This window comes from Bacteroidia bacterium, assembly GCA_037045145.1.
In the GTDB taxonomy this organism is placed as follows: Bacteria; Bacteroidota; Bacteroidia; order AKYH767-A; family OLB10; genus OLB10.
Genome location: JBAOIA010000011.1, coordinates 665,554 through 691,057, shown reverse-complemented (window position 1 = coordinate 691,057; position 25,504 = coordinate 665,554). Strand labels below are relative to the sequence as shown.

At 35.6% G+C, this 25,504-nt stretch carries 28 protein-coding genes; 17 read left to right on the top strand and 11 right to left on the bottom strand.

Annotated features, from left to right (window positions below):
- Positions 1-43 precede the first annotated feature (43 nt).
- The 4 genes from V9G42_04050 (at position 44) to V9G42_04035 (ending at position 3,618) form a co-directional block, all read left to right on the top strand.
- Entirely contained in the window at positions 44-931 is an 888-nt protein-coding gene (locus V9G42_04050) for a tyrosine-type recombinase/integrase (protein MEI2758592.1), read from the top strand.
- A 114-nt stretch (positions 932-1,045) separates the two neighbouring features.
- Positions 1,046-1,345 carry a ribosome-associated translation inhibitor RaiA gene (gene raiA, locus V9G42_04045; GenBank protein MEI2758591.1) on the top strand — a complete coding sequence of 100 codons (300 nt, stop codon included), beginning with the start codon at positions 1,046-1,048 and terminating at the stop codon, positions 1,343-1,345.
- A 577-nt stretch (positions 1,346-1,922) separates the two neighbouring features.
- Complete coding sequence (locus tag V9G42_04040) at positions 1,923-3,170, top strand: aminotransferase class I/II-fold pyridoxal phosphate-dependent enzyme (protein ID MEI2758590.1); 1,248 nt, start codon at positions 1,923-1,925, stop codon at positions 3,168-3,170.
- Between the two features lie 64 nt (positions 3,171-3,234).
- On the top strand, positions 3,235-3,618 hold the full coding sequence (locus V9G42_04035) for a hypothetical protein (GenBank protein ID MEI2758589.1): 384 nt from the start codon (positions 3,235-3,237) through the stop codon (positions 3,616-3,618).
- 58 nt (positions 3,619-3,676) lie between these two features.
- On the opposite strand, the gene V9G42_04030 is transcribed toward V9G42_04035, so the two are convergent.
- Together V9G42_04030 and V9G42_04025 are read right to left on the bottom strand one after the other, a co-directional pair.
- Complete coding sequence (locus tag V9G42_04030) at positions 3,677-5,431, bottom strand: chloride channel protein (GenBank protein ID MEI2758588.1); 1,755 nt, start codon at positions 5,429-5,431, stop codon at positions 3,677-3,679.
- Between the two features lie 72 nt (positions 5,432-5,503).
- Positions 5,504-5,707: a hypothetical protein gene (locus V9G42_04025; protein ID MEI2758587.1), complete on the bottom strand. Its 204-nt coding sequence runs from the start codon at positions 5,705-5,707 to the stop codon at positions 5,504-5,506.
- Positions 5,708-5,923: 216 nt separating this feature from the next.
- Between V9G42_04025 and V9G42_04020 the strand changes: the two genes are divergently transcribed.
- The 8 genes from V9G42_04020 to V9G42_03985 all read left to right on the top strand — a co-directional run bounded on the left by V9G42_04020 (position 5,924) and on the right by V9G42_03985 (position 12,685).
- Positions 5,924-6,322: a hypothetical protein gene (locus V9G42_04020; protein ID MEI2758586.1), complete on the top strand. Its 399-nt coding sequence runs from the start codon at positions 5,924-5,926 to the stop codon at positions 6,320-6,322.
- 2 nt (positions 6,323-6,324) lie between these two features.
- Positions 6,325-7,575, top strand: a complete 1,251-nt coding sequence (locus V9G42_04015; GenBank protein MEI2758585.1) for a hypothetical protein — start codon at positions 6,325-6,327, stop codon at positions 7,573-7,575.
- A 1-nt stretch (position 7,576) separates the two neighbouring features.
- Positions 7,577-8,482, top strand: a complete 906-nt coding sequence (locus V9G42_04010; protein ID MEI2758584.1) for a hypothetical protein — start codon at positions 7,577-7,579, stop codon at positions 8,480-8,482.
- 181 nt (positions 8,483-8,663) lie between these two features.
- Positions 8,664-9,212: a zinc ribbon domain-containing protein gene (locus V9G42_04005; protein ID MEI2758583.1), complete on the top strand. Its 549-nt coding sequence runs from the start codon at positions 8,664-8,666 to the stop codon at positions 9,210-9,212.
- Between the two features lie 562 nt (positions 9,213-9,774).
- On the top strand, positions 9,775-10,944 hold the full coding sequence (locus tag V9G42_04000) for a methionine aminotransferase (protein MEI2758582.1): 1,170 nt from the start codon (positions 9,775-9,777) through the stop codon (positions 10,942-10,944).
- Between the two features lie 51 nt (positions 10,945-10,995).
- On the top strand, positions 10,996-11,778 hold the full coding sequence (locus V9G42_03995) for an amidohydrolase (protein ID MEI2758581.1): 783 nt from the start codon (positions 10,996-10,998) through the stop codon (positions 11,776-11,778).
- Entirely contained in the window at positions 11,778-12,188 is a 411-nt protein-coding gene (gene arfB / locus V9G42_03990) for an alternative ribosome rescue aminoacyl-tRNA hydrolase ArfB (GenBank protein MEI2758580.1), read from the top strand. Before V9G42_03995 ends, arfB begins: the two co-directional genes overlap by 1 nt.
- A gap of 89 nt (positions 12,189-12,277) precedes the next feature.
- A complete protein-coding gene (locus V9G42_03985; protein ID MEI2758579.1) occupies positions 12,278-12,685 on the top strand; it encodes a VOC family protein in 408 nt (135 codons plus the stop codon).
- Positions 12,686-13,006: 321 nt separating this feature from the next.
- Here V9G42_03985 and gldC read toward each other — a convergent pair whose 3' ends face one another.
- Complete coding sequence (gldC, locus tag V9G42_03980) at positions 13,007-13,336, bottom strand: gliding motility protein GldC (GenBank protein MEI2758578.1); 330 nt, start codon at positions 13,334-13,336, stop codon at positions 13,007-13,009.
- A gap of 29 nt (positions 13,337-13,365) precedes the next feature.
- Positions 13,366-14,385, bottom strand: coding sequence for a hypothetical protein (locus V9G42_03975; protein ID MEI2758577.1), 1,020 nt, complete (start codon positions 14,383-14,385; stop codon positions 13,366-13,368).
- A gap of 32 nt (positions 14,386-14,417) precedes the next feature.
- Here V9G42_03975 and V9G42_03970 point away from each other — a divergent pair, with 32 nt between their 5' ends.
- A complete protein-coding gene (locus V9G42_03970; protein ID MEI2758576.1) occupies positions 14,418-15,008 on the top strand; it encodes a porin family protein in 591 nt (196 codons plus the stop codon).
- Between the two features lie 105 nt (positions 15,009-15,113).
- Positions 15,114-16,739: an NAD+ synthase gene (locus V9G42_03965; GenBank protein ID MEI2758575.1), complete on the top strand. Its 1,626-nt coding sequence runs from the start codon at positions 15,114-15,116 to the stop codon at positions 16,737-16,739.
- 10 nt (positions 16,740-16,749) lie between these two features.
- On the opposite strand, the gene V9G42_03960 is transcribed toward V9G42_03965, so the two are convergent.
- The 7 genes from V9G42_03960 to V9G42_03930 form a co-directional block, all read right to left on the bottom strand.
- Positions 16,750-17,163, bottom strand: a complete 414-nt coding sequence (locus V9G42_03960; protein MEI2758574.1) for a hypothetical protein — start codon at positions 17,161-17,163, stop codon at positions 16,750-16,752.
- Between the two features lie 10 nt (positions 17,164-17,173).
- The gene (locus tag V9G42_03955; protein ID MEI2758573.1) at positions 17,174-18,184 is read right to left on the bottom strand and encodes a cytochrome c peroxidase; all 1,011 of its coding nucleotides are present in this window, start codon (positions 18,182-18,184) and stop codon (positions 17,174-17,176) included.
- Positions 18,181-18,936, bottom strand: a complete 756-nt coding sequence (locus V9G42_03950) for an MbnP family protein (protein ID MEI2758572.1) — start codon at positions 18,934-18,936, stop codon at positions 18,181-18,183. The genes V9G42_03955 and V9G42_03950 overlap by 4 nt, the downstream gene beginning before the upstream one ends.
- Before the next feature lie 32 nt (positions 18,937-18,968).
- Positions 18,969-19,721, bottom strand: coding sequence for an MbnP family protein (locus V9G42_03945; GenBank protein MEI2758571.1), 753 nt, complete (start codon positions 19,719-19,721; stop codon positions 18,969-18,971).
- Between the two features lie 28 nt (positions 19,722-19,749).
- The gene (locus V9G42_03940; GenBank protein MEI2758570.1) at positions 19,750-20,712 is read right to left on the bottom strand and encodes a transporter; all 963 of its coding nucleotides are present in this window, start codon (positions 20,710-20,712) and stop codon (positions 19,750-19,752) included.
- Positions 20,713-20,791: 79 nt separating this feature from the next.
- Positions 20,792-20,998 carry a hypothetical protein gene (locus V9G42_03935; GenBank protein MEI2758569.1) on the bottom strand — a complete coding sequence of 69 codons (207 nt, stop codon included), beginning with the start codon at positions 20,996-20,998 and terminating at the stop codon, positions 20,792-20,794.
- Positions 20,999-21,263: 265 nt separating this feature from the next.
- Positions 21,264-22,826: a methylmalonyl-CoA mutase family protein gene (locus tag V9G42_03930; protein ID MEI2758568.1), complete on the bottom strand. Its 1,563-nt coding sequence runs from the start codon at positions 22,824-22,826 to the stop codon at positions 21,264-21,266.
- Between the two features lie 150 nt (positions 22,827-22,976).
- On the opposite strand from V9G42_03930, the gene V9G42_03925 reads away from it, so the two are divergent.
- Genes V9G42_03925 through V9G42_03915 form a run of 3 tightly spaced genes read left to right on the top strand, consistent with a single transcriptional unit; the run spans position 22,977 to position 25,452 of the window.
- On the top strand, positions 22,977-23,747 hold the full coding sequence (locus V9G42_03925) for an ABC transporter permease (protein MEI2758567.1): 771 nt from the start codon (positions 22,977-22,979) through the stop codon (positions 23,745-23,747).
- Positions 23,747-24,496: an ATP-binding cassette domain-containing protein gene (locus tag V9G42_03920; GenBank protein ID MEI2758566.1), complete on the top strand. Its 750-nt coding sequence runs from the start codon at positions 23,747-23,749 to the stop codon at positions 24,494-24,496. The genes V9G42_03925 and V9G42_03920 overlap by 1 nt, the downstream gene beginning before the upstream one ends.
- A complete protein-coding gene (locus tag V9G42_03915; protein MEI2758565.1) occupies positions 24,493-25,452 on the top strand; it encodes an MlaD family protein in 960 nt (319 codons plus the stop codon). The genes V9G42_03920 and V9G42_03915 overlap by 4 nt, the downstream gene beginning before the upstream one ends.
- The last annotated feature ends 52 nt before the right edge of the window (positions 25,453-25,504 follow it).

Below are 25,504 nucleotides of genomic sequence, written 5' to 3'. Positions count from 1 at the left end.
TGCACCTATTGAATATGCCTTTATATTTGGCATAAACAATAATATGCCTTACGCAAAATTCCTGCGGTTTCTACAATACGAAAAACGTTTTTCGCAACATACTTTAACTGCTTATGGTATAGACCTTAAGCAGTTTTTTCATTTTATGGGCCAAACCTATCAGGCACAGAAACCCGAGGAGATTACCCATTTTTTTATTCGTAGTTGGATAGTTTCTTTATTAGACCGGAAAATAGATTCACGAACCGTTAACCGCAAAATCTCATCATTAAAAACCTATTTCAAATTTTTGATGCGCGAAAAAACCATCAGCCAAAATCCAATGCTGAAAATTGTTTCGCCAAAAACTGCCAAGAAACTTCCTGTAATTGTTGACCGGCAAAAAATGGATCAGCTACTGGATGGTGTAGCGTTTAAAGAAGGGTTTGAAGGTATTCGCGACAAGCTAATTATAAATATGTTTTATCAGACAGGTATGCGTCTTGCCGAACTGATAGGGTTAAAAGATAATAATGTTGACCTCTACAATCTGACATTAAAAGTTTTGGGTAAAAGAAATAAAGAGCGAATCATTCCCATAACACCGGAAATGAAAGAGGCTATAGCTGTCTATTTAAATGAGCGGAACAACATCATTGATGAAAAAATCAAGTCGGAATACTTTTTTATTAAAAATGATGGTAACAAACTATACCCCAAATTCGTTTATAAGGTAGTTAATGTAATGCTCAGTCAGGTGACCACCAACAAAAAAAGAAGTCCACACGTTTTGCGCCACACCTTTGCAACAGAAATGCTCAACAGCGGTGCACAGATAAATGCAATCAAAGAAATTTTAGGTCATAGCAGCCTTGCCGCAACACAGGTCTATACACACAACACTATTGATAAACTAAAAAACATCTACAAACAGGCACATCCTAAAGCTTGATTTCGTATATTTACTTTTCAAAACAGAATATTTGAATGCCCAAAGAATATTTAAAACCACAAAACACCAGCAAAAGGGCAATGCTTGGGTTTTGTACTAAAAACAAAATAGAGTATGAAGATTAAAGTGCAGTCCATCCATTTTGATGCGGACAAAAACCTGATTCGTTTTGTAGAAGAAAAGGTTGACAAACTAAAACAGTTTTACGAGCACATAATAGACGGTGAAGTATTTTTACGTTTGGACAAAAACGTGACACAGGAAAATAAAATAGCCGAAATTAAAATCAGCACGCCCGGTAAAGTACTTTTTGCAAGCGAGCAATGCGCCACTTTTGAGCAGGCTGCCGACAAATCGGTAGAGGCACTAAAACGGCAAATCACTAAACACAAAGAGAAACAAAGAGGATCTTAAAGAGCAGATACTTACAGCCGCTTCCGATAACGAAGCGGCTTTTTTGTTTTATAAATGCATTACATCTGTTTTAAGTATTAAAATTAAATACCTTTTCAAGAATCATTATCCCAAAAACAGTAATGCGTATTTTAAAAATTTAATCGCAAATAATTTTTACTCATCAACACAAAAACCGAATTGTTTTTTTGTTTGCATTAACACAGATTTTCATCAAAACTTTTGCACACAATTACCATTTTAAGAATTTTTTTTGTGCTCAGGTTGTTTACATATTAACAAACATGCTCCATAAAAATTTGCGTATCATTATAAAAAATCAATGCTTGCTAAAAAAAAATTTTTAATAATTACAACAGCAACTTTTATTTTCTCCTCTGAAAATTTAAAACAAAAAGTTTTTTTATTTTTTACTTCGTTTACTTTTTTTCCAAAAAAAATTTTCTTATCTTCAAAAAAGCAGTTAACATTTTTCTGTTGAAAAATATTAAGTAGCATGGTAATCAAAAATAAAATTGTGTTGATATTTCGGAAACAATTTTAAAAAGCGAAAGCGAAAAAATTTTTTAGCATTTTTATGACAGATTTGTTTGACAAGATTAGTAAAAACCGTGGTCCGTTAGGCATGCATGCCAAAGAATCGCACGGCTATTTTACTTTTCCAAAACTTGAAGGTGAGATTTCGAATAGAATGATTTTTCGCGGAAAAGAAAAGTTGGTTTGGAGTTTAAACAATTACCTGGGTTTGGCCAATCATCCTGAAGTTCGTAAAACAGATGGCGATGCATCTATCCAATATGGTTTAGGATTACCTATGGGTGCCCGTATGATGAGTGGTGAAACCGACAGACATATATTATTAGAACAACAACTTGCCGCATTCGAACAAAAAGAGGACGCTATCTTATTAAACTACGGATATCAGGGAATGGTTAGCGCCATAGACTGTTTGGTTGACCGCCATGATATAATAGTATATGACTCCGAGTCTCATGCCTGCATTATTGATGGTGTTCGCCTGCACATGGGAAAACGTTTTGTTTATCCACACAACGACATTGACAATCTTGTAAAGCAACTTGAGCGTGCCACCAAACTTGCAGAAGAAACCGGTGGTGCCATATTAGTTATAACAGAAGGTGTTTTTGGTATGAGTGGCGATCAGGGTAAGCTTAAAGAAATTGTAGCCCTGAAAAGCAAGTTCAACTTCAGACTATTTGTGGACGATGCACATGGTTTTGGTACTATGGGAAAAACTGGTGCCGGCACTGGTGAAGAACAAGGTGTGCAGGATGGTGTAGATATTTATTTTGGAACTTTTGCCAAATCCATGGCTCTCATTGGTGGTTTTATTGCCAGCGATGCTCAGATTATAGAATATTTTAAATACAACATGCGTTCGCAGATTTTTGCCAAAAGCCTGCCAATGCCTTTAGTAGAAGGTGCAATAAAAAGACTTGAGCTACTTAAAAATCAGCCTCAGCTGAAAAACAAACTTTGGGAAATTGTTAATGCACTTCAAAACGGACTCAAGCAAGCAGGGTTTACTATTGGGAAAACACAATCACCTGTGACACCTGTTTATCTTAACGGAACGATTCCTGAAGCTACAAAGCTTATATATGACTTACGTGAAAACTATGACATATTCTGTTCAATGGTTGTGTATCCTGTGGTACCAAAAGGTATTATTATGCTTAGGTTAATACCTACAGCGGTGCATACATTAGAAGATGTAAAATATACAATTGAATCTTTCGGAAAAATAAAATCGAAATTATTAAACGGTGAATATAAGGCAGAGAAAATTGTTGACGTAAACTAAAAATGTAACTTATCAGCAAATGCTGAGTATAACAATATCAATAACCAATAAATAAATAATCATCATGATGAACAATTCAATGATTGAAAGCACTTCAGGTGCTGAAATGGTAGAAGCTAAAAAAGCTGCTCCAAAAAAGAAAGCTGCAAAGAAAAAAGCTGCTCCAAAAAAGAAAGCTGCTACTAAGAAAAAAGCAGCTCCTAAGAAGAAAGCGGCTACTAAGAAAAAAGCAGCTCCTAAAAAGAAAGCCACTAAGAAAAAAGCGGCTACTAAGAAAAAAGTAGTTTCTGCTAAGAAAGCGGCTCCAAAAAAGAAAGCAGCTCCAAAAAAGAAGGCAGCTACTAAGAAGAAAGCAGCTCCTAAAAAGAAAGCGGCTACTAAGAAAAAAGCAGCTCCTAAAAAGAAAGCGGCTACTAAGAAGAAAGCAGCTACTAAGAAGAAAAAATAATCTTCTGAAAACTATAAAAAAGCCCCTTTGCAGGGGCTTTTTTAATTTAAATCTATTACTAATCGTGCATAGGCACATCAGACTCCTGAATAAGAAGCTGCCTATAGAAAGTAAATATCTTAGACTTAGACACAAAGCCTGCATAAACACCTTTTTCAACTACTGGAAAATTCCAGGCGTCATACTCTTCAAATTTTTCTAAAACACGTTCCATATCTTCATCAATGTCTAAAACCAACGGTGGTCTTTGCATCAAATCTTTAACACCAATGCCATATTGCGACTGATCAAACATGACACTCTTTACATCATCAAGTAAAATAATTCCCTGTAAGTGATTCAAAGTATCCACCACAGGAAAAATATTGCGTTTACTTTCACGAATCGCTTTTATCAAATCGCCAAGAGTGGCATTTATATTAATTGTTTTCAAATCAGTTTCTAAGTAATCTCTTAAATTCATTTTACTCATTACCTGTTTATCTTTACTTAAATTAATAAGTCCGCCTTTAAGTGCCAATTGTTTGGTATAAACAGAGTGTGGCTCTACATATCGTGTGGCTAAATACGTTATTGATGTAGTAATCATCAACGGAACAAATAAAGCATAGCCTCCGGTAATTTCGGCAATCAAAAAAATTGCTGTGAGCGGTGTTTGAAGCACACCACTAAGTAATGATGCCATACCAATTACGGTGAAATTTATTTCATTTAACTCTGCCCAACCAAAAATATTTATCACTCGCGAAAATGTAAAGCCCAGCATAGCTCCTGTAAATAATGATGACCCAAACATTCCTCCATTACCTCCACCAAAAACCGTAAATGATGTTGCTACTGTTTTAAGAAAAAACATAAGTAGCGCTGCAAGAATTGGCAGCCACAAGGCATTGGCTTCAAAAAATGTAATATTCTTAAAAATTTCATCGGACTGATTGTGTAATAACAATTGAACACTGTCGTACCCTTCACCATAAAGAGGTGGAAATAAAAATATCAATAATCCAAGTGAGGCTCCACCAATTAATGCCTTAACAAACACGTTTAAAATTTTTGAAAATACTGAGCTGATGAAAAAATATATTTTAATACAGTAAATAGAAAGTATGGCTGCCAATGCAGCTAAAGCGAGATAATAGAGTATGTGACTTGAATTCCATGTGTCAGTTATGAGAACAAAAGGCTGACCGAGATTAAAATATCGCGATAAAAATGCAGCCGTAGCACTTGAGATCAACAGAGGTATCACAACAGGCACCGGCATATCAATGAGCAAAAGTTCAAGTGCAAACACCACTCCTGCAATAGGTGCATTAAAAATAGCTGAAATACCTGCAGCTGCACCACAGGCCAGTAACAATGTTCTTTCTTTAGTAGAAAATTTCAGTTTACTTGCAATATTGCTTCCTATAGCTGAGCCGGTAGATGCAATTGGAGCTTCAAGACCTGCCGAGCCACCAAAACCTACTGTAAAAATACTGCTGATCATTTGTGAAAACAGTTTGTGCCTGGCAACAACACTCGACTGCTTGGAGATATTATAAATCACTGCCGTCATTCCCCTACGTTCATTCTTTATTTTCATCAGTTTCCAGAATGTAACCGTAAGTAATATTCCTATTGCCGGTAAAATTAAAAACAACTCACTATAGCCTGAATCAAAAACCAAATGCTCGGCAATGTGCTCCATCAGCATTACACCCTTTTTTAATAAGGCTGCACATAAAGTGGTCAAAGCACCAATCAATACACTGATAAGTACCAAATAGGTTCTTTTACCGTAAACCGAAAAATTAAATGATGAAAATTTCATTCAATCAAAAAAACAAACATTAACTGAGCTAACAAATATATTGAAATCACATCATTGAAGTTTTTTAAACGACTAACTATAAACAAAAGACTTCAATTCTACAACTGACAAAATTTTGACTTCGCATAGTAAGTCGCACTCCTTTGCGCTCCTGTCAGGTGAAATGTACTCTTCAACAAGCGCATTTATAAAACGGATTTCGTTGTCTGGAGCCATCTGACTTTCAAGGTTTGAAAAAGTGATTTGCTCCCGACCTATTCCTGTTAGTATGGGCATGGCTATGGTCAATTTTTATTATCTAAACATTCAACATTATCCCTATATTTGAACATGTTTTTGAAATTGTTTTTTTCACAGGCTGCCGTTAGTGGCAAGTTTATGGTGACAGTGCATCAAATTTACGAATAGACAGAAATCGAAACCGTTAGCAACAACACAACAAATAATGTATAAATTGCTCAGACAAATTATTAACTCGAAAAAATAATGAACTTGGAAACAACATTAAAAGGACATTTCCTTAACCTTTACCATATGGCACTTTCAGACACTGAAGTGGACACAACAGAATTAGAAATACTTTACAAAATCGGTGAGGAAAAGGGCATTTCAAAGTTAGAAATTGACGAAGTTGTTGTTCGTCCAGACACTATAAAATTTTCTCCGCCCGAAAGTGTGCTTGAAAAAATTGAAAGCCTTTATGACTTTGCACGAATTGCTTGGGCTGACGGAAAAATTGACGAAAATGAAAAACGAGTAATGACAATGTTTTGCAGAAAATTTGGCTTTGAGAAAGATAATATCCCTTCCATAGTTGAATTCTTATTAGACGAAGTACAAAAAGGAACTTCAAAAGAGGAAATATTTAAAATCGTTTCAGAAAATCTTTAATTATGGATTTATCACAAATAAAAAAAGGACTTTTTGCTGTAAAAGAAACAACCGAAAAAAAAGAGGAAGTTTCAGTTCCAAAACCAACAGAAACGATTAAGATTACCTATACTGATTACGGTTTTCAGCAAGCAAGTCGTCTCGGAGGTACAACCCCGGGACTTAGAGTTTGTTTACAAAAAATATATCACGACTTTAAACAGGAGATAAAAGATGATATTGCAAAGCAAGATGAACTCAAAAGACCATACAAGATCAAGATTGAAGAATACAAAGGTGATATTGAACGACTTAAAAAGAAAATTGAAAAAGTAAAAACAGAATATCTGCCAAGGGTAAGGCAGAAAATTGAGAACTTAAAAGAAGAATTATCACACATCAAAAAAAATCCACAAGAGGTAACAGGCAATGATGCAGGAACTGCAAGTTTTTTTATAGGAGGGATTATTCTTCTGTTTTTGACAGTTTATCTTTTCATATTTTATAGTTCCGCTTCTTACTCTGCATTTTTTAAAGAGTTTTCACTAAATGAAATTGGAGTTGCCAATTCCATTTTTGATGCCAAAGCACTATCAAAAGCGATGAATGATGGCGTTACAGAACTTGCGTTAATTCTGACAATTCCCTTTGTGTTTTTAGGCTTAGGCTATTTGATTCATAAATTTCAAGAACAAAAAAACTATTCTAAGTATATCAAGATTGCAATGCTAATTTTTATCACTTTTATTTTTGATAGTATTTTAGCTTATGATATTACTGAAAAGATTTACAACATAAAAAAGGACAATAGTTTTAATAATATACCCGACTACACTTTTTCAATGGCTTTCCAATCTGTCAACTTTTGGCTTATCATTTTTGCAGGTTTTATTGTTTATGTAATTTGGGGCTTTGTATTTGACTTTGTAATGGAATCATATGCTAAAATGGACAAAGTGAAAGTTGCTATACAAGAAAAAGAAAAACAAATTAAGGATGCAGAAGCAGAACAAAAAGATTTTGAAGTTCAAATTGATAAAATGACACACACCATTGATGAAAACAATAAGGAGATAAATAAACTAAATAAAGTCCTTGAAAGTTCAATCATACCGAGAGAGTTTGAACACGATATTTTTAGTTTCCTTACTGGTTGGATGGCTTGGATGAAACAAAGTGGAAAAGCACATAACGATTTAGATGAAGCAGACAAACTAACGCACGAGTTTGTCAAGGTTACGCTTTATAGTTTAGAAACAATACACACTAATTAATATGAGAATTTACGTAATAATTTTTTCGTCTTTGCTTCTGTTCAGTTGCGGTTCAGGAAATAATGATAAGTCAAGAAATGAAGTAGAGCAAACTTCTAATAATGTAGTGGTTCAGCCTGACCAACTAAATATTACATTACTGCTTGACTTATCAGACCGAATTGACCCAAAAAAATATCCAGAAAAACCAGAGCATTTTGAAAGAGACATTGCTATTGTAAAATACTTTTCGGAGTTGTTTGTAAAAGATATGGAAATGCGAGGAACATTTATGGCTAAAGGGAAATTGAAAGTAATTTTTAGTCCTAAACCACAAGACCCAAATGTGAATTTGCTTGCAGAAAAACTATCTGTTGATTTATCCAATATGGGCAGTAAACAGAAAAAGGATGTTCACGATAATTTAACTAACAATTTTACGGAGAGTGTAACAAAAATTTACAATGGAACGCTATCACAAAGCAAATGGATAGGTTCAGATATTTGGAGGTTTTTCAAAAATGATGTAAAAGATTATTGCGTTGAAACCAAACCGAATTACCGCAATATACTTGTTATATTAACAGACGGTTACATTTATCACCGCGACTCTAAAGACCAAAATGGAAATAGATATGCCTACCTGTTGCCAGAGAATATTTCAAAATTCAATTTACGCAAAAATCAAAATTGGGAACAAGAACTAGATAAACAAGACTTTGGTTTAATTGCTAAACGAAGCGATTTAAATAATTTGGAAGTATTAGTGCTTGAAATTTCGCCATCACCAAGTTACAAAGATGATGAAGACATTATTAAAGCTGTTCTTGGAAAATGGTTCAAAGAAATGAAAGTAAAGAGGTATGGTATGTATAACTCTGACCTACCACAATATACAAAACAACACATTGACCAATTTATTAAATGACATTAATATAAATAGTGAAAGACAGAAACCCAGCCTGTAACAAGTAGTTTTGCAAGAGCTGGCTCGAAGTACACATCAACATTTGTACTGACAGGTCGCGCTCCTTTGCGTCCATGACAGGTGAAATGACGAACAGACAATCATATAACATAACTGCCAACGATTAATAAAAACAAACCGAATGGAAAAAATTAAATGCACACACTGCGACACAGACAATTTAGTAACTGCCAAATATTGCTCACGTTGCGGTTACGAACTTCCTAAAGTTCAATCAGAAATTACAACTAATGCTATTCAACAACCTACTCCAAAAAAGAAGCTATCTGTTAAAGGAATAATTGGTATAGCTGTTGGTATTGGGACAATGTTTGCAGTTCAACAGTTTTTATTCAAAACACCTTCATACGACAAAGTGATGATGCAAATAGCAAGTGAGTTAAACAAAACTTGTCCAATAATGGTTGATGCAGAAACACGACTTGACAATGCAATAGCACTCCCTCCGAATGTTTTTCAATACAATTACACTCTTGTTAATATGGACAAAGTTTCAGTTGATACCAACGAGTTGAAAAACAATCTTGAGCCGATAGTTATTAATACTGTCAAGACAAATCCTCAAATGCAGTTTCAGCGTGACCATAAGACAACAATGAATTACTCCTATAAAGACAGAAGCGGACAATTTTTGTTTATGATTTCAGTGACTCCAGACAAATATGAGTAACAAAGGACAGAAACACCTGCCGCTAATTTGGGCTCCTATGTAAATCCCTTCGTCCTGACTTGGAGTTAAAGTTTTCTTTTTGAAGAGGAAAGCTTTTTTGAATAATGCCTTCCTGCTTTGCAAGCAATTCTTTGTTGGTTTTCAAATGTCAATTATTTTCCGGCTTCATTATAAAAGCCTTGTCTTTTTTTGTTCTTTTAATAAGGCTGCACATAAAGTGGTCAATGCACCAATCAATACACTGATAAGTACCAAATAGGTTCTTTTACCGTAAACCGAAAAATTAAATGATGAAAATTTCATTCAATCAAAAAAACAAACATTAACTGAGCTAACAAATATATTGAAATCACATCATTGAAGTTTTTTAAAACGACTAACTATAAACAAAAGAATTCAATTCTACAACTGACAAAATTTTAAATAAAATTGGTGAAAGTGAAAGTTGTTTAAAACAATTTGCTGTTATACTCAATACAATAGCACTAAAGCATGAACTTAAAAAGCAGAATTCTTTTTTGTTATCGGCAATTGATATACATTTGAAGCATAGCCGCTTTTTATGTCACCAAATCAAGCATTAATAAAATCCAAACTTCCTAAAACCGGAAACAGTATTTTCAGTGTCATGTCGGCACTTGCCAACGAATATGATGCCATTAACCTATCACAGGGTTTTCCTGATTTTGCTATCTCGACCGAACTCATCAGCTTGGTGACCAAGTACATGAAAAAAGGCATGAATCAATATGCACCCATGCCCGGTATCATGCCGCTTCGCGAAGAAATTGCTGCTAAAATAGAAGCACGCTTTAGCGCAAAATACAATCCTGAAACTGAGATTACCGTCACTGCTGGAGGAACACAAGCAATTTACACAGCCATAGCATCTGTAGTGCGCGATGGTGATGAGGTAATTATTTTTGATCCTGCATACGATTCCTATGCACCTGCTGTTGTACTTGCCGGTGGCGAACCTGTACATGCTGAGTTAAAATTGCCCGACTTTCATATTGACTGGAATGAGGTGAAAAAACTCATGAATCAGCGTACCAGAATGATTATAATTAACACACCACACAATCCTACAGGTGCTATTTTAAGTGTTAAAGATTTTCAGATGCTTGAAAAAATTACCGCCAAGACAGACATTTTTGTTTTGAGTGATGAAGTGTATGAGCATGTTATTTTTGATGGCTACGAACATCAAAGTGTGGCACGGTTTCCAAAATTGGCCGAGCGTAGTTTCATTGTTTATTCCTTTGGCAAAACTTTTCATACCACAGGATGGAAAATGGGATATTGCATTGCACCGTCAAAGTTGATGGCTGAATTCAGAAAAGCACATCAGTTTATGGTTTTTAGTGCCAATACACCCATTCAATATGCCTATGCAGAATTTATGAAAGATGCCAAAAACTATTCAGGAATAGAAAAATTTTATCAGGATAAAAGAGACTATTTTTTAAAACTGATTCAAGGTACTTCATTTAAACCATTGGCCTGTTCGGGTTCGTATTTTCAATTGCTTGATTACAGTAAACTGAGCGATGAAAAGGACATGGACTTTGCTGTAAAGCTGACAAAAGAATACGGCATTGCCTCCATTCCGGTTTCTGCATTCTACAGAAACGGTACTGACCATAAACTTTTGCGGTTTTGTTTTGCCAAAAGCGATGAAACACTGGAAAGAGCTGCATCCCGACTGCTTAAAGTTGGAAAAAATAGGTAGTGTTTTAGTGCCAATAAAATATAACTTTGCCTGAACCAACAATATCATACCATGAGTACGCTAAGAGTAACAACTGTTCAGACAAAACTACACTGGGAAAATCAGGCAAAAAACTTAAAACATTTCACCACGCTGCTTAAAAGCATTAAGGCAAATAGCACTGATTTGATTGTACTTCCCGAAATGTTCAATACAGGATTCAGCATGAATGCTGCAGCACTGGCCGAGAAAAGTGATGGTCCTTCCATGCAGTGGATGCAAAAAATGGCAGAAACAAAAAATGCTGTTGTTTGCGGAAGCCTCATTGTTGAAGAAGGTGGCAGATATTATAACCGCTTGGTTTGGATGACTCCCGGTGGTGCCCATGCACACTATGATAAAAGACATTTGTTTACCATGGCAGGTGAGCAAAAATTTTATCATCCCGGAAACAAAAAACTAATACTATTATACAAGGGATGGCGTCTTTCTGTTTTTGTTTGTTACGACCTTCGGTTTCCGGTGTGGATGCGCAATCAGAACGAATATGACTGTGCCATTGTTGTAGCCAACTGGCCCGAGAAACGCAGCTTTGCCTGGAAACAATTGCTCACTGCCCGTGCTATCGAAAATCAATCGTTTGTTGTGGGTGTTAACCGTATTGGAAAAGATGGCAATGACATTACATATACGGGCGACACAATAGTGCTTGACCCATTTGGTAAAAAAATAAGCAAGACCAAGGCAGGCATTGAAAGTATAGAAACTGTGAAACTCGATTTTGATGTTTTGGAAAATGCCAGACATAGCTTTCCGGTAATCAATGATGCCGACAGTTTTACCATTAAACTGTAATGAGTAAAATTAATTTCGATTGTTTATTATCTGAGTTAGTCATCACTTTTTCGCGCAGTTCGGGCAAAGGCGGACAGCATGTCAACAAAGTAGCCACCAAGGCTGAATTGGCTTTTGATATCAATGGGTCAGAATGTTTAAATGAAGAACAAAAGCAACTCATTAAAGAAAAGTTGACAAATAAAATCAATGAAGCCGGTTTGCTTAAATTGCAGAGCAGCGAATCGCGCAGTCAGTTGGGCAATAAAGAAAATGTATTAAAAAAATTCAAAGCTCTGATTGAAAAATCTTTGAAAAAGCCTGTCAAGCGAATAGCCACATCAAAACCATTACAGGCAACAGAAAGCCGATTGACTCAAAAACGAAGGACCTCTGAAATAAAAAAACTCCGTCAAAAAAAGTCAGACTAGTACCAAAAAATGGTATTAATACTTAGACACATTTTCTCAAACCAAAATACTATACGACACAATCACTCAACAGAAGAAAAAAGCATAGCATGATGAACCACTTTTTACTCTTTGAAACCATTCTTTATGTTAAGAACCAGCAGGAAAGTGCAGTTTTTTATACCAAGCTATTCAGGCAAGAGCCTGCCTTAAATGTGCCGGGCATGACAGAGTTTATACTTGCCCCTAACTGTAAACTTGGATTGATGCCAAATTATGGTATAGCAAAAATTCTTTCAGATAAAACCCCTCATCCAAATCTAGGCAATGGAATACCCAGATGCGAACTTTATTATTATGCTGAAAACATTGAACTTGAGTTTGACAATGCAATAAATGCAGGTGCACATTTGATTAGTCCAATTATTGATAGGGATTGGGGCGACAGAGCTTGTTACTTTTCCGACCCTGATGGTCATATCATTGCTTTTGCCCAAAAGATTACCAATAAAGGATAATTTACTTTCCTTTTATTTATTATTGACTTACTGTTTTATCAACCTGACAGGCAAAACCATGCATTTTCTCTGCCTGATCTTTATTGTTTGTGGCTTTTAGATAGGCATCTGAATGTACCAGAAAATGCTCTTGTCTGCTTCTGTTTTTTTTCTTGCTATTAACAAAAGAAGCATCACACCTGCAATTACAATTAGCTTTTTCATCTTATTTGTTTATTATCTATAGAAGTCAAAATCAAGCGAAACAAATTTTATCAATTATGAAAATCAACAAGGTTATTTTCAAGAACTGTTCTTGTTGCTACTATCAATAAAAAATAGTTATTTTATCAAACTCACTTCCTTACCAAACTGACGGGCAAAGCCACGCATTTTTTCTGCCTGATCTTTGTCGTTTGTGGCGTTTTGATAGGTATCGGCCATGCTCATATACATTTCAAAAAAGAATTGTTGCATCTCTTCAACCATCATTTCCTGTGTCCATAAATCAATGCGCATGGTGGTTTGATCTTTCTTATCAAACAATGCCAGCATCATGGCCTTACACTCTTTGTCGCCCTGCATGCCACTGTCTTCGGCATTCCAATGCAAGGCCACAGGCTTGTTGTTATCGTCTAAGCTGACTGTAAATTTTATTTCTGATTTTTTCATCTTTTTGATTGTTGCTATTTTAAATTTAACTAAGGTTTATATCCTGATTTTTCAAGAATTTTCTGTGCATCTTTTTCGGCAAGCAGCTCTTTTAATGTAGAACGATTGTTTTTCATATAGGCACTTACAATCTTCCATCCCAACCACTGTGCTGTGCGTGATGGAGCGCCTTCGGGAAAACCTTGTGTAGTCTGCCCTTCGGCAATATATTTCATATACTCCATTTCGCGTGTAGAATAAAACAATTTGTTTTCAATAAAGAATGCCCACATTTGTTTGCTGTTATTGTTGCACCACTCCAACTGTTTTTTACTGTATCCTGTCAGAATAGTGTCTTGCATTTGAGGCGCCATAACCGAAGTAAAATACCATTGCTTTCCATAATAAATCATACGACTTAAAAATTCGTTCTTCTCTTCATCTACATCATGTTCACTCTGATACCAGCCTTTTATTACATCACATAAAATATAATCTTTTGAAAAGTGTTGATAGGCATATTGCGGAATTCCTATAGATGGATAAAACTCACAATCACTACCTAAGTACATGTCGAGCCCAATACCAATGGCACTATCTGATGTAATAACAGCATAGTTAAATGCAGAAAGAAATGTAATCAGATGCTTTACAGGTTGTGTGCCTAACTCATTTTTATAGTTGCTTAAAAAAACTTCTATTTCAGAAAACAATTTATCTTTATCGGCAGAAGAAAAAACTTTTTCTACCCGTGCATGAATGTCTTTTACATCTTTATCGCTAACAAATTTTTGAAGACTGAGTGCTAGTGCAGCACTGTCTGCTGGCGGCAGATGTATTATTTTATTTACAAACAGATTGAAAAAATAGGGATATTGCTGACTCCAGTTTACCACATGCAGTGGGCTGATGCTGTCAGCAGAAAACAACACCTCATCGAACTTTAAATGTGTGGTCATAGCTTCTGTAGGCTGTTTATCTGCATTTGGTCTGTTCTGACAGGAAAAACTCAACATCAACACTGTTGATAGTAAAAGATAAACATTATGTCTGACTGTAAAAAATTTCATTAATTTTGTCTCGAATTAAAAAACATAAAATAATGAGAGCAAAAGTATCACTAATTGCAATAGCCTTTGTGGCTGCTTTTCAATTTGCAAAAGCACAGGACAATAAATTTAATTTCGGGCTTAAAATTTCTCCAACAGTAGCCTGGTTTAAAGCCAGCGATAATTTAGATAATGATGGCAGCAAAATAGGGTTTGCCTACGGTCTGATTGCTGATATTAATTTTACCAATAACTATTCTTTTGAAACTGGAATTGATGTAACCTACCGTGGTGGCAAATTAAAATATTTGGATACCTATAAAATGAAAACTGTGTTACAATATATTGAACTCCCTTTAACCTTAAAGCTAAAAACCAATGAAATTGGTTATATGACTTACTTCGGTAAAGTTGGTTTTACTACAGGTATTAACATCAGAACTGATGGTGATTTTAAAAAATCTGATATCAACCCATTAAATATGGCTTTAGTTGCGGGTATTGGTACACAATATTCACTAGGCGGAAAAACAGCTTTACTTTTTGGTATAACTTTCAATAATGGTTTTTTGGATGTAGTAAAAGAAAAACATTCAAAAGCAACCTCAAACTTTTTAGCTGTTGATTTAGGGGTAATGTTTTAAAGTTCAAATAATATATTTTCGAAGCCGTCTATCAATAAAGACGGCTTTTTTTATACATTGCAGCATTGGTAACATTAACATACTTTTGCTTCACAATAAATTACTATGCATATAGCACTTGCCCAACTCAACTTTCATGTGGGCAACTTTGAACAAAACACTGCCAAAATAATTGATGCCATTAAAGAGGCTGAAAAAAAAGGTGCAGCACTAATTGTATTTCCTGAACTTACTATTACAGCCTATCCTCCACTTGACTTTCTTGAATTTGACGATTTCATCAATCGTTGTTATCAGTCCATTGAAAAAATTGCCGCACATTGTGAAAACATAACAGCCATTGTTGGTTGTCCCTCGCGCAATGCAGTGCCTGAAGGAAAAAGTTTGTTTAATTCGGCCTGGTTCATTCAAAAAGGAAAAGTAAAATCTGTTATTCATAAATCACTATTACCCACTTATGATGTATTTGATGAATACCGCTATTTTGAATCAGGGCGAAAGTTTGAATGTATAGAACTTAACGGAGAAAAAATTGCTTTAACCATCTGCGAAGACTTGTGGAATGTTGAAGACGACCCACTCTACATCCATTCTCCAATGGAAGAGTTGATTAAAGAAAACCCTTCTTTCATTATCAATATTGCAGCATCGCCATTTGATTATAAACATGCACATCAGCGAAAAGCGATTTTAAGACGAAATGTAAAACAGTATAAAATTCCATTGCTTTATGTCAACCATGTAGGAGCACAAACTGAAATTATTTTTGATGGTGGGTCATTAGCCTATGATGCTACGGGTAATTTACTTTATGAGGGGTCTTATTTTAAAGAAGAACTTATTTATCTCAATACAAAAAACACTACTCCCATTATTGAAAAGCAAACCGAAAAATATGAATTAATTTATCAGGCATTACTGATGGGGATAAAGGATTATTTTTCTAAAATGGGATTTAAGAAAGCGTTGCTTGGTCTTTCCGGTGGTGTTGACAGTGCCATTGTTACGGTGTTGGCTGCCGATGCTTTGGGTGCAGAAAACATTTTACCAATCATGTTGCCTTCTGCATTTTCTAGCGGGCATTCAATCTCCGACTCCGAACAACTTTGTCGGAACCTGAATATTATGGTTGATAAAATGGAAATAAATCCATTGTATGAAACGTTTTTAAAAACGCTAAAGCCTTTGTTTGGTGATAAGCCTTTTGATGTGACTGAAGAAAACATTCAGGCACGCATACGAGGAACATTACTGATGGCAATGAGTAATAAATTCGGTCATATTTTACTTAATACAAGTAATAAAAGTGAACTTGCCGTTGGTTATGGAACCTTGTATGGCGATATGTGCGGAGGCTTAAGTGTGATTGGCGATTTGTATAAAACAGAAGTTTATGAATTGTGCAGGTATATCAATCGGGATAAAGAAATTATTCCTGAAAATATTTTAACAAAGCCACCTAGTGCAGAATTACGTCCTGGTCAAAAAGACAGCGACTCCTTGCCTGCATACGATGTGCTGGATAAAATATTATTTGAATATATAGAACTGCGTAAAGGCCCAAGAGAATTAATTTCCGAAGGGCATGACGAAACATTGGTCAACCGAATACTCAGCATGGTTAACAGAAATGAATACAAACGCAAACAGTTTGCACCTATATTGCGAATTTCATCCAAAGCATTTGGATTGGGAAGGCGCATGCCCATTGTAGGCAAATATCTTTCTTGATAGAAGTGTATTAGTCTTCAGTTACCGGCACATTAACAGACACCTCAGCATCATTATCAGGAATGGTTACCGGCACTCCGCCTTTTACTCGCTGCGAAATAGCTGCATCCCAGCCTACACCATACAGGTAATAATCTCCACATTTTAAATTTGGAACAGAAAAAAAGTCAATGGTAGTATCGCTGTTCACTACATAGTTATCAAAATCAGATGGAGAGGTACCCGGAAGTTCGCTGCTGCCGTACTTAATAAAAAGTGTATCAGGGTAATTTGCATGTGGTGGAATAATTTTTGAGTGATGCTTTAAATAAACTTTTAAAGAATTTTTTCCTCCTGTTCCTCCATCACAGCCATCATCTTTTTCGCAAGATGTTATTGAGAATACAAGAAAACTTAGTGCGATGAGCTTTGAGATATTTTTCATTTCGAATAATTTATTCATCATTTAATGCTTTCATAAAATTTACGAGGTCTTCTTTTTCCTGTGCAGAAAGATTCAGAGGTCTGATGAGAAAGCTTTTATTAAAATTTGGTTTACCTCCTGAATTATAATGTTCAACAACATCTTCAAGAGTAGCAACACTGCCATCGTGCATATATGGAGCAGTGAGTGCAACATTGCGCAGTGAAGGCACTTTAAATTTCCCTACATCATCATGCAGCGTGGTTATACGTGCCCTGCCTGAGTCAGCATATACTTCATGTAGGCCATTGTTTTTAAAACTAAAGTCTGTAAAATTAAATCCTCCATGACAATGAAAACACTCTGCCCGTTCACCAAAAAATAAATCCATGCCTCTTTTTTCTGAAACTGACAAAGCATCACTTTTTTTCTCATACTGAAACTCATCATACTTTGATTTGCCTGTAAAGAGTGTTCGTTCAAAATTTGCTATGGCCCGTGTTAGTGTAAAAGCCGATGGTCCGCTGTTATATGCTTTTCTAAACAAGGCCGGATAAACAGGATGACTATTCAACCTTTCAACAACTTTCATTACATTAAAATCCATTTCCTCATGCGCTTCTATGGGCGCAGACACCTGTGTTTCTAATGTTGGTGAGCCACCATCCCAAAACATATTTGGCTGATAGGCAGTATTGAGAATTGTCATGGAGTTGCGCAAGGTTGTTCTTCCCTCAATTCCTTCTGCTACTTGAAGTCCATCCGTAAATTTTTTATCGGAATGATGACAACTTGAACAAGATATTGTGCTGTCGCGAGAGAGTATCGGATCAAAAAACAACATTTTGCCTAATGCAATTCTGTTTTTTGTAGGCAGATTATCTTCAGGAATTGGTGGATAAGGAAATCCTAATGGCACTTCCAATTCTAACACATCATTCCCGGTGTCAATAGCATCATCTTTGCGGCATGATGCAAAACCAATTATCCAAAATGATATTGCTGCAAAAGATAATATTCTAAAATACTTAGTATTTGTCATGGTTCAACCGTGTACGAAATAAGCCAGTTATCTGCTATCCTTTCGGCCAATGCTCTTCCCGGGTTGGTATGTGTTATACTTTCTGTTGCAAGATCAACACCTGAGAGCGTTTTTAAAAAATTATATTTAACCGAAATTGTATTGACATCACCTTTCACTGAAAATATGTGATTGAAATTTATTACTCTCACTAATGGATCGCTGCCAATATCGTATGACATTATTCCATTTAAATTTCCAGTAGGAACAGTGTCTGTGTCAACATTGCCTTCTACTTTCATAAAAATATATCCAAAACTCCAACCCCAATGCATACTTACAGGCTGGTAACTTAATGGATTTGATGCATCATAAAGTGCAGGGTCGCCATGATTGATTGCTGAATCAATGCCAACTAAAAAACGAAATCCGGAATAATCTCCAACAGGTACTTCACCAAGAGAATACTGCTCTTTTTCATTGTCAACCAACAATACTTTTCCACTAAGGGGCAACTCCTGACCGTTGGCTTTTATCAAGACAATGTTTGAAATATAATAACGCAGGTTGGTAATTTTAAACTGGCGCCCGGAAGTATCACTGTAAACCTGATTGTAAACAATTCTGTCGTTTCCTATATATTGCCTGAAAGTAAAACTCAGCTCACCAATAGTGTCGGTGTTGGGTATGTTATTCTCATCTGTATCATCTTTTTTGCAAGAGCTAAAACAAAATATCACAGCAACAAACAAAACAGACTTGAAAATATTCATGATAAAAATTTTTATACCCCGAAAATAGAAAATTATTCCATGCTGTAAGCACCTTGCCAGTTATTGGCTATTTTCATTGCCAGTGCCATATTATCCATAGTATGTGTTCCAAACTCGGTGCGCATATCCACATTATTGAGTACTTTCTTCAGGTCGAAAAGAATGCCTATTTCGTAATCGCTATTTGAAGAAACTTCAAAGGCTGATGCACTAAAATCAATAGTACGTTTTAGGTTATCCATGCCTACATGGTAAAAGAAATCGGCATCCGGTGTGCCAATGGCAGCAATAGTAGAGTCGAATTTTCCTTGAAACTCCATGAATATATACCCATTGTTCCACCCCCAGTGAATTGTAGGGTTCTGATAGCTCAAAGGATTTGTTGACGGATAAGAAGCCGGATCAGCATGATTGGTTACAGAATCTAATCCCATTAAAAAACGAAAGCCCTTATACTTTCCTACCGGCACTTTTCCGAGGTTGTACTCCTGAACGCTGGGGTTGGCCAGCAGCACCACATTTGTCAGTGGATAATCTGTTCCGTCATCTTTAATGAGTACAATGTTACTAATATAATATCGGCAATCATCTATTTTAAATTTTCTTCCTGTGTTGTCAGAAAAAACATCATTATAGTTAGCAATCGTGTTTCCAACCAAGGTGTGTAAATGAAAGGACAGCTCTCGCTCTGTTGGCTTGTTGTCTTTATCTTTTTTACATCCGGAAATGCAAAACCCTATTATTGCAATTGCAATTGAAGCAATTATCGTTGTATTTTTTTTCATTTTTTTTAATTTAATATTTGTTGTTTTTTTAGTTAAATGTAAAAGAAAAACCTGTCAGTACTTTAAAACAAATTTCTGCCTGATTTCCATTGAGTGCTTTGAGTATTGGTAGCTGAAACGCAGCATTCAGAGCAAATCGTTTATAATAGATGTCGATTCCGTTATGCAGGTAAGAAATGTTACCACCACTGTTTCCTTGTTTTTCACTCAAGTAAATATCTTTGGCTGCATGTTCCCAGTAAAATCCGATGTTAGGATAGATGTTAAACCTTTTAGAAGTAATCTGATAAAAACCTGTAACATTAGTATTTAGTTTATTTCCAGAGCGAAAGTTTTGTTTGTTTTTTGTTGTAACCATATATGATAGGTTTGCCATTAAACCCGAACGCTTGTACTTCGCAAGATAAATCATACTTATCATAGGATCCCAGCTACCTGTACCGGGTTGGTGTACAAAAGTATGTGATTCACTACCTTCGGGCACATCACAAATTCCGGTAGGTAATTTTATACCCGGACCCACCATCAATCGTTGACCGACTTTATTTTCTTCTGCAGCATTTATATTGAATACTTGATAGTGTGAAACCAACACTACATCACCAATACCCTGATAGGTATTTGTAGTTTCTTTTGATTCATGATTTAGATTATGATGCACCATACCCATAGCATCTGCAGCTTTATCACTCATACCATCACGATTAACTACATATGGTACAGATAAAATAAGTTGTAGTTTTTGGGTGGGGTAATATTGTGCAAATAGCTCATAATTTATCCTGGTTTCAAAAAAATCTTTTTTGGATAAACCCATGCCTTCAAGTTCTGCTGCCGACATTTCAGTTCCCTGGAAGAACCTACTTTGGTTTCTTAATGAAACACTGTTCTTTTTGAAATGCGGATTTAACCCTAGATAACCATTGCAAAAGTCACATGACTGTGCATAATATGGTATTAGAGCCAATAATATAAATATTATTTTTCTCATAATTAATAATTTATGTATTCAACGTAAGAAACCATCAATCTAAATGCTGAGGTTTCGAAATAAAAAATTGAAGAATAAATTATACAGCTGGTGGATGGAATATTGTCTGAAAATATCCTTCGGGTTCGAGGAATGATTTAAAAACCACGAAATTTTGATCGACAAAAAATTCAGAGAAGCTAAAAGGTTCTTCTAATTCAATATACTGCACAATTTCATTTTTCTCCTTAAATGAAGTAAAAGGAATTTCTGCCGATTTTTCTTGCTGTTTTAGTTCTTTTGCCAATCGACAATGACCATTACAATGCATTTCCTTCTTGGACTTATTTTCACACAGTACGGTAGCATAGTAAGTCTTATTTAAGATATAGTGCGCAAAAATTATGCTTTGACAGAATATACTACAAAGAAAAGCAGATGTAAGAATAAATAAAATGGTTCTTTTCACAATTGCAAAATTAGTAAATTGGTAAATAAGATTTATGAGAAAAATCACTTTTCTATGAATCAAATTGTCACATCAACCAGCAACTTCTGTTAATGCAACAACATTATCTATACTCGCCAAACACATTCCTCAAAGTATCAGAAATTTCACCAAGGGAAGCATATTGTTCAACACATTGAATAATAAATGGCATCAAGTTGGTATTATCTTTTGCAGCTGATTCTAAATTGCCTAATGCCTGATTAACTTTTTCATTATTTCTTTCTGAGCGCAATTGTACAAGCTTCTGTATTTGCACTTTTCTGATGGTGTCATCAACAGAAAAGATATCATCAAAAACCGGTTCTTCAACCTGAAACTTATTTACGCCAACAATAACTTTTTCGCCTGTTTGAATTGCATTTTGATAATTATAAGATGACTCTGCAATTTCATTTTGGATATAGCCTGCTTCAATAGCTGCAACAGCACCTCCCATGTCATCAATTTTTCTGATGTAATCCCAGGCTTTTGCTTCTACGTCATCCGTTAGCGATTCAATATAAAAAGACCCGCCAAGAGGATCTACAGTTTGTGTGACTCCACTCTCATAAGCAATAACCTGTTGTGTTCGCAGTGCAATGCGTGCTGCATTTTCTGTTGGCAACGACAGTGCTTCATCAAAACCATTGGTATGCAAGGACTGTGTTCCACCAAGCACTGCACTTAGTGCCTGCATGGTGACACGCATAATGTTATTCTGTGGTTGCTGTGCTGTTAAGGTACTACCTCCGGTTTGTGTATGAAAACGGAGCATCATAGCTTTTGGGTCAGTGGCACCAAGCTCTTTAGTTATAGTTGCCCACATTCTTCGTGCTGCACGAAACTTGGCTATCTCTTCAAAGAAATTATTGTGTGCATTGAAGAAGAAAGAAATTCGTTTTGCAAAAACGTTGATATCTAATCCTGCATCAATAGCTGCTTTTAAATAGGCTTTACCATCAGCTAAAGTAAATGCCAATTCCTGCACAGCGGTACTTCCTGCTTCGCGAATATGGTAACCGGAAACAGAAATTGTATTCCACTTTGGAACTTCTTTACTGCAGAAATCAAAAATGTCAGTAATGATGCGCATACTTGGTTTAGGTGGATAAATGTAGGTGCCTCGTGCTGCATACTCTTTCAGAATATCATTTTGTATTGTTCCTGATATTTTAGAGAGGTCTGCCCCTTGTTTTTTTGCCAAAGCAATGTACATACTCAACAAAACGGCAGCTGTTGAATTGATGGTCATAGAAGTGGTGATATTCTGTAATTGTATGTCATCAAACAGCAATTCCATATCGCGCAAAGAGTCAATTGCCACACCCGATTTTCCAACTTCGCCTTCTGAAAGTTCATGATCGGAGTCGTAGCCAATTTGTGTAGGCAAATCAAAAGCAACTGACAAACCTGTGGTTCCTTGTTTCAGCAAATAGTGATAGCGCTTGTTGGATTCTTCGGCAGTAGAAAAACCAGCGTACTGCCGCATAGTCCATAATTTGCTTCTATACATATCGGCTTGTACGCCTCGTGTAAAAGGAAACTTTGCCGGAAGTTCGTCCATAGGATTACACTTTGTGTAAACCTGTTTAATCTCAATACCGGAATCGGTTTGTATAGGTTGTGGAATTTCTTTATGTGCCATCATGCAAAGATGCTAAGAAAACTCCATTATTTGAAAAGCTACAAAATGTGGTTGCTTAACAGATTTTTATTCTTTATAGCACTATTGCTACTATTTATTTTTTATCTTAGCTACTTTATGAAAGTATTTTTAATACTTTGAATTTATGTTATGAAGTTACCTAAAGGCATATCTGATATTTTACATGAAACAGGGCAGCTGTCATCTTTTGTAATTCGCTTTTTTAAAGATGGATTTAAGCCACGCTATGAGTGGGAAGAGCTTTTTAAACAAGCCTTTATAAACGGCTATAAGTCATTACCACTAGTAGGCATTACGGCATTCATTATGGGTCTTGTTCTTACCGTACAATCACGACCCACATTAGCAGAATTTGGTGCAACATCATGGCTCCCTGCAATGATTGCTATTTCAATTGTACGGGAAATAGGTCCTGTAATAACTGCATTGATCTGTGCAGGCAAAATTGGCTCAAGTATAGGAGCTGAACTTGGTTCCATGAAAGTTACTGAACAGATTGATGCCATGGAAGTTTCAGGTACAAATCCTTTTAAATTTCTAGTTGTTACACGTGTTCTAAGTATTGCATTTATGTTACCCATATTGGTTATTCTGGCAGATTTAATTGCTATTTATGCTTGCTATATTGGTGTTAATTTTAAAGATGTGGTAAGTTGGAAATTATTTTATAACAAGGTTTTCAATTCACTTGAGTACAGTGATTTTATTCCTGCTTTAGTTAAATCATTCTTTTTTGGTTTAACTATCGGACTTGTAGGCTGTTTTAAAGGATATAACTCTCAAAAAGGAACAGAAGGTGTTGGACACGCTGCAAATTCTGCAGTAGTAGTATCTTCATTAATTATTTTTATTCTTGATTTAATAGCTGTTCAGATAACTGATTTATTGGGCTTGAACTGATGACGGATAACGCTAATATCATTCTTAAAATAAAGGGGCTTAGCATAGCTTTTGGCAGTAATGTAGTGTTAAACAATTTTAATTTGGAGTTAGTCAAGGGTGAAAATATTGTTGTATTGGGAAAATCAGGCTCAGGAAAATCTGTATTGATAAAATGTATTGTTGGACTATTGAAACCTAATAAAGGAAATATCTATGTCTTTGGCACCAACATACTAGAATTAGATCAGGAATCGTTAGATAAGATTCGTACTAAAATTGGTTTTCTATTTCAGAACAGTGCATTGTACGACTCAATGACTGTACGAGAGAACCTTGAATTCCCTATGCGAAGACACTGGATTTCCTTAACACCCTCTGAAGTTAAGTATCTTGTTGAAGAATCTTTAGATAACGTAGGTCTCCTTCATGCCATCAATATGATGCCTTCTGAATTATCAGGCGGTATGCGTAAACGAATTGGAATTGCACGCACACTGATTATGAAGCCGCAGCTTATTCTTTATGACGAACCTACAACAGGTCTCGACCCGATAACAAGTAGGGAAATTGTACAACTCATGCTCGATCTACAAAATAAATATCATACTTCTTCAGTAATAATTTCGCATGACATGTCAGTAGCAAAACTTACAGCTAACAAAATTATTGTTCTTCTTGATGGCAAGAACTATGCGGAAGGAACGTATGATGAATTAAAAAAATCATCTGATAAAAATATTAATCAATTTTTTGAATTTGCATCATGAGCGATACGAAAACAAACAATATTAAATTAGGACTCTTCGTTCTGTCGGGACTGCTGGTGTTGGTAATTACACTCTATATGATTGGAAGCAAACGCAGTGTTTTCAGCAAAACAATTGAGATAGGGGCAGTGTTTCAGAATGTAAATGGACTTATGCCCGGGCACAATGTGCGTTATGGTGGCATTGACATCGGCACAGTTCAGAAGATCATTTTTGAAAGTGATTCAGCCATAACAGTAAAAATGATTATTGAAAAGAAGATGGCTCCTTATATTAAAAAAAATGCCATTGCCAGTATTGGAACCGATGGATTGATGGGTAATAAACTTGTCAACATAAACTCGCTACCTGCGCCATCTCCTTCAATTGAAGAAGGTGATGTTTTATTGTCATTACGTCCTGTCGAATCTGATGAGATGATCCGTACACTGAATGAAACTAACGATAATCTGGCCGTCATTACCTCCGACCTTAAAGGATTGGTACAGCGGTTTAATAAGAATAATAATCTTATTACACTTATCTCAGATTCAGCTGTAATTAAAAATTTAAGACAATCTATTCAGTCAATCAATTCAGCCACAAATAACATTGATAATTTTACAAAAGATATTAATGATATAACAAACGGTGTTCAAAATGGCAAAGGCGTTTTAGGTAAACTTATAGCTGACAGTATTTCTGAAAATAAATTAACCATACTGTTAACTAACCTACAACAACTTTCCGATTCGTTAAATGCAGCTACCAACAACATCAATCAGTTTTCCAGCCTTCTTGTTAATGGGCAAGGCACTGCACAGGCCTTACTTACTGACACTATCATGAAAAATGATTTTAATGAAACTTTAAATCAGTTAAAGAAAAGCTCCTTTCTACTTGAAGAAGATTTAAAAGCCATTCAGAAGAATTTCTTGTTTCGAAAATATTTCAAACAAAAAGAAAAGAAGAAATAATTTCTATTTCAAAATGACTTTATGCCGAGTTTTGTATTTGAAAGGCATCATT

Coding starts and splice junctions, on each gene's coding strand:
- V9G42_04050 (MEI2758592.1), top strand. CDS start 44: ATGCCTTACGCAAAATTCCTGCGGTTTCTACAATACGAAAAACGTTTT.
- raiA (MEI2758591.1), top strand. CDS start 1,046: ATGAAGATTAAAGTGCAGTCCATCCATTTTGATGCGGACAAAAACCTG.
- V9G42_04040 (MEI2758590.1), top strand. CDS start 1,923: ATGACAGATTTGTTTGACAAGATTAGTAAAAACCGTGGTCCGTTAGGC.
- V9G42_04035 (MEI2758589.1), top strand. CDS start 3,235: ATGATGAACAATTCAATGATTGAAAGCACTTCAGGTGCTGAAATGGTA.
- V9G42_04030 (MEI2758588.1), bottom strand. CDS start 5,431: ATGAAATTTTCATCATTTAATTTTTCGGTTTACGGTAAAAGAACCTAT.
- V9G42_04025 (MEI2758587.1), bottom strand. CDS start 5,707: ATGCCCATACTAACAGGAATAGGTCGGGAGCAAATCACTTTTTCAAAC.
- V9G42_04015 (MEI2758585.1), top strand. CDS start 6,325: ATGGATTTATCACAAATAAAAAAAGGACTTTTTGCTGTAAAAGAAACA.
- V9G42_04010 (MEI2758584.1), top strand. CDS start 7,577: ATGAGAATTTACGTAATAATTTTTTCGTCTTTGCTTCTGTTCAGTTGC.
- V9G42_04005 (MEI2758583.1), top strand. CDS start 8,664: ATGGAAAAAATTAAATGCACACACTGCGACACAGACAATTTAGTAACT.
- V9G42_04000 (MEI2758582.1), top strand. CDS start 9,775: ATGTCACCAAATCAAGCATTAATAAAATCCAAACTTCCTAAAACCGGA.
- V9G42_03995 (MEI2758581.1), top strand. CDS start 10,996: ATGAGTACGCTAAGAGTAACAACTGTTCAGACAAAACTACACTGGGAA.
- arfB (MEI2758580.1), top strand. CDS start 11,778: ATGAGTAAAATTAATTTCGATTGTTTATTATCTGAGTTAGTCATCACT.
- V9G42_03985 (MEI2758579.1), top strand. CDS start 12,278: ATGATGAACCACTTTTTACTCTTTGAAACCATTCTTTATGTTAAGAAC.
- gldC (MEI2758578.1), bottom strand. CDS start 13,336: ATGAAAAAATCAGAAATAAAATTTACAGTCAGCTTAGACGATAACAAC.
- V9G42_03975 (MEI2758577.1), bottom strand. CDS start 14,385: ATGAAATTTTTTACAGTCAGACATAATGTTTATCTTTTACTATCAACA.
- V9G42_03970 (MEI2758576.1), top strand. CDS start 14,418: ATGAGAGCAAAAGTATCACTAATTGCAATAGCCTTTGTGGCTGCTTTT.
- V9G42_03965 (MEI2758575.1), top strand. CDS start 15,114: ATGCATATAGCACTTGCCCAACTCAACTTTCATGTGGGCAACTTTGAA.
- V9G42_03960 (MEI2758574.1), bottom strand. CDS start 17,163: ATGAAAAATATCTCAAAGCTCATCGCACTAAGTTTTCTTGTATTCTCA.
- V9G42_03955 (MEI2758573.1), bottom strand. CDS start 18,184: ATGACAAATACTAAGTATTTTAGAATATTATCTTTTGCAGCAATATCA.
- V9G42_03950 (MEI2758572.1), bottom strand. CDS start 18,936: ATGAATATTTTCAAGTCTGTTTTGTTTGTTGCTGTGATATTTTGTTTT.
- V9G42_03945 (MEI2758571.1), bottom strand. CDS start 19,721: ATGAAAAAAAATACAACGATAATTGCTTCAATTGCAATTGCAATAATA.
- V9G42_03940 (MEI2758570.1), bottom strand. CDS start 20,712: ATGAGAAAAATAATATTTATATTATTGGCTCTAATACCATATTATGCA.
- V9G42_03930 (MEI2758568.1), bottom strand. CDS start 22,826: ATGGCACATAAAGAAATTCCACAACCTATACAAACCGATTCCGGTATT.
- V9G42_03925 (MEI2758567.1), top strand. CDS start 22,977: ATGAAGTTACCTAAAGGCATATCTGATATTTTACATGAAACAGGGCAG.
- V9G42_03920 (MEI2758566.1), top strand. CDS start 23,747: ATGACGGATAACGCTAATATCATTCTTAAAATAAAGGGGCTTAGCATA.
- V9G42_03915 (MEI2758565.1), top strand. CDS start 24,493: ATGAGCGATACGAAAACAAACAATATTAAATTAGGACTCTTCGTTCTG.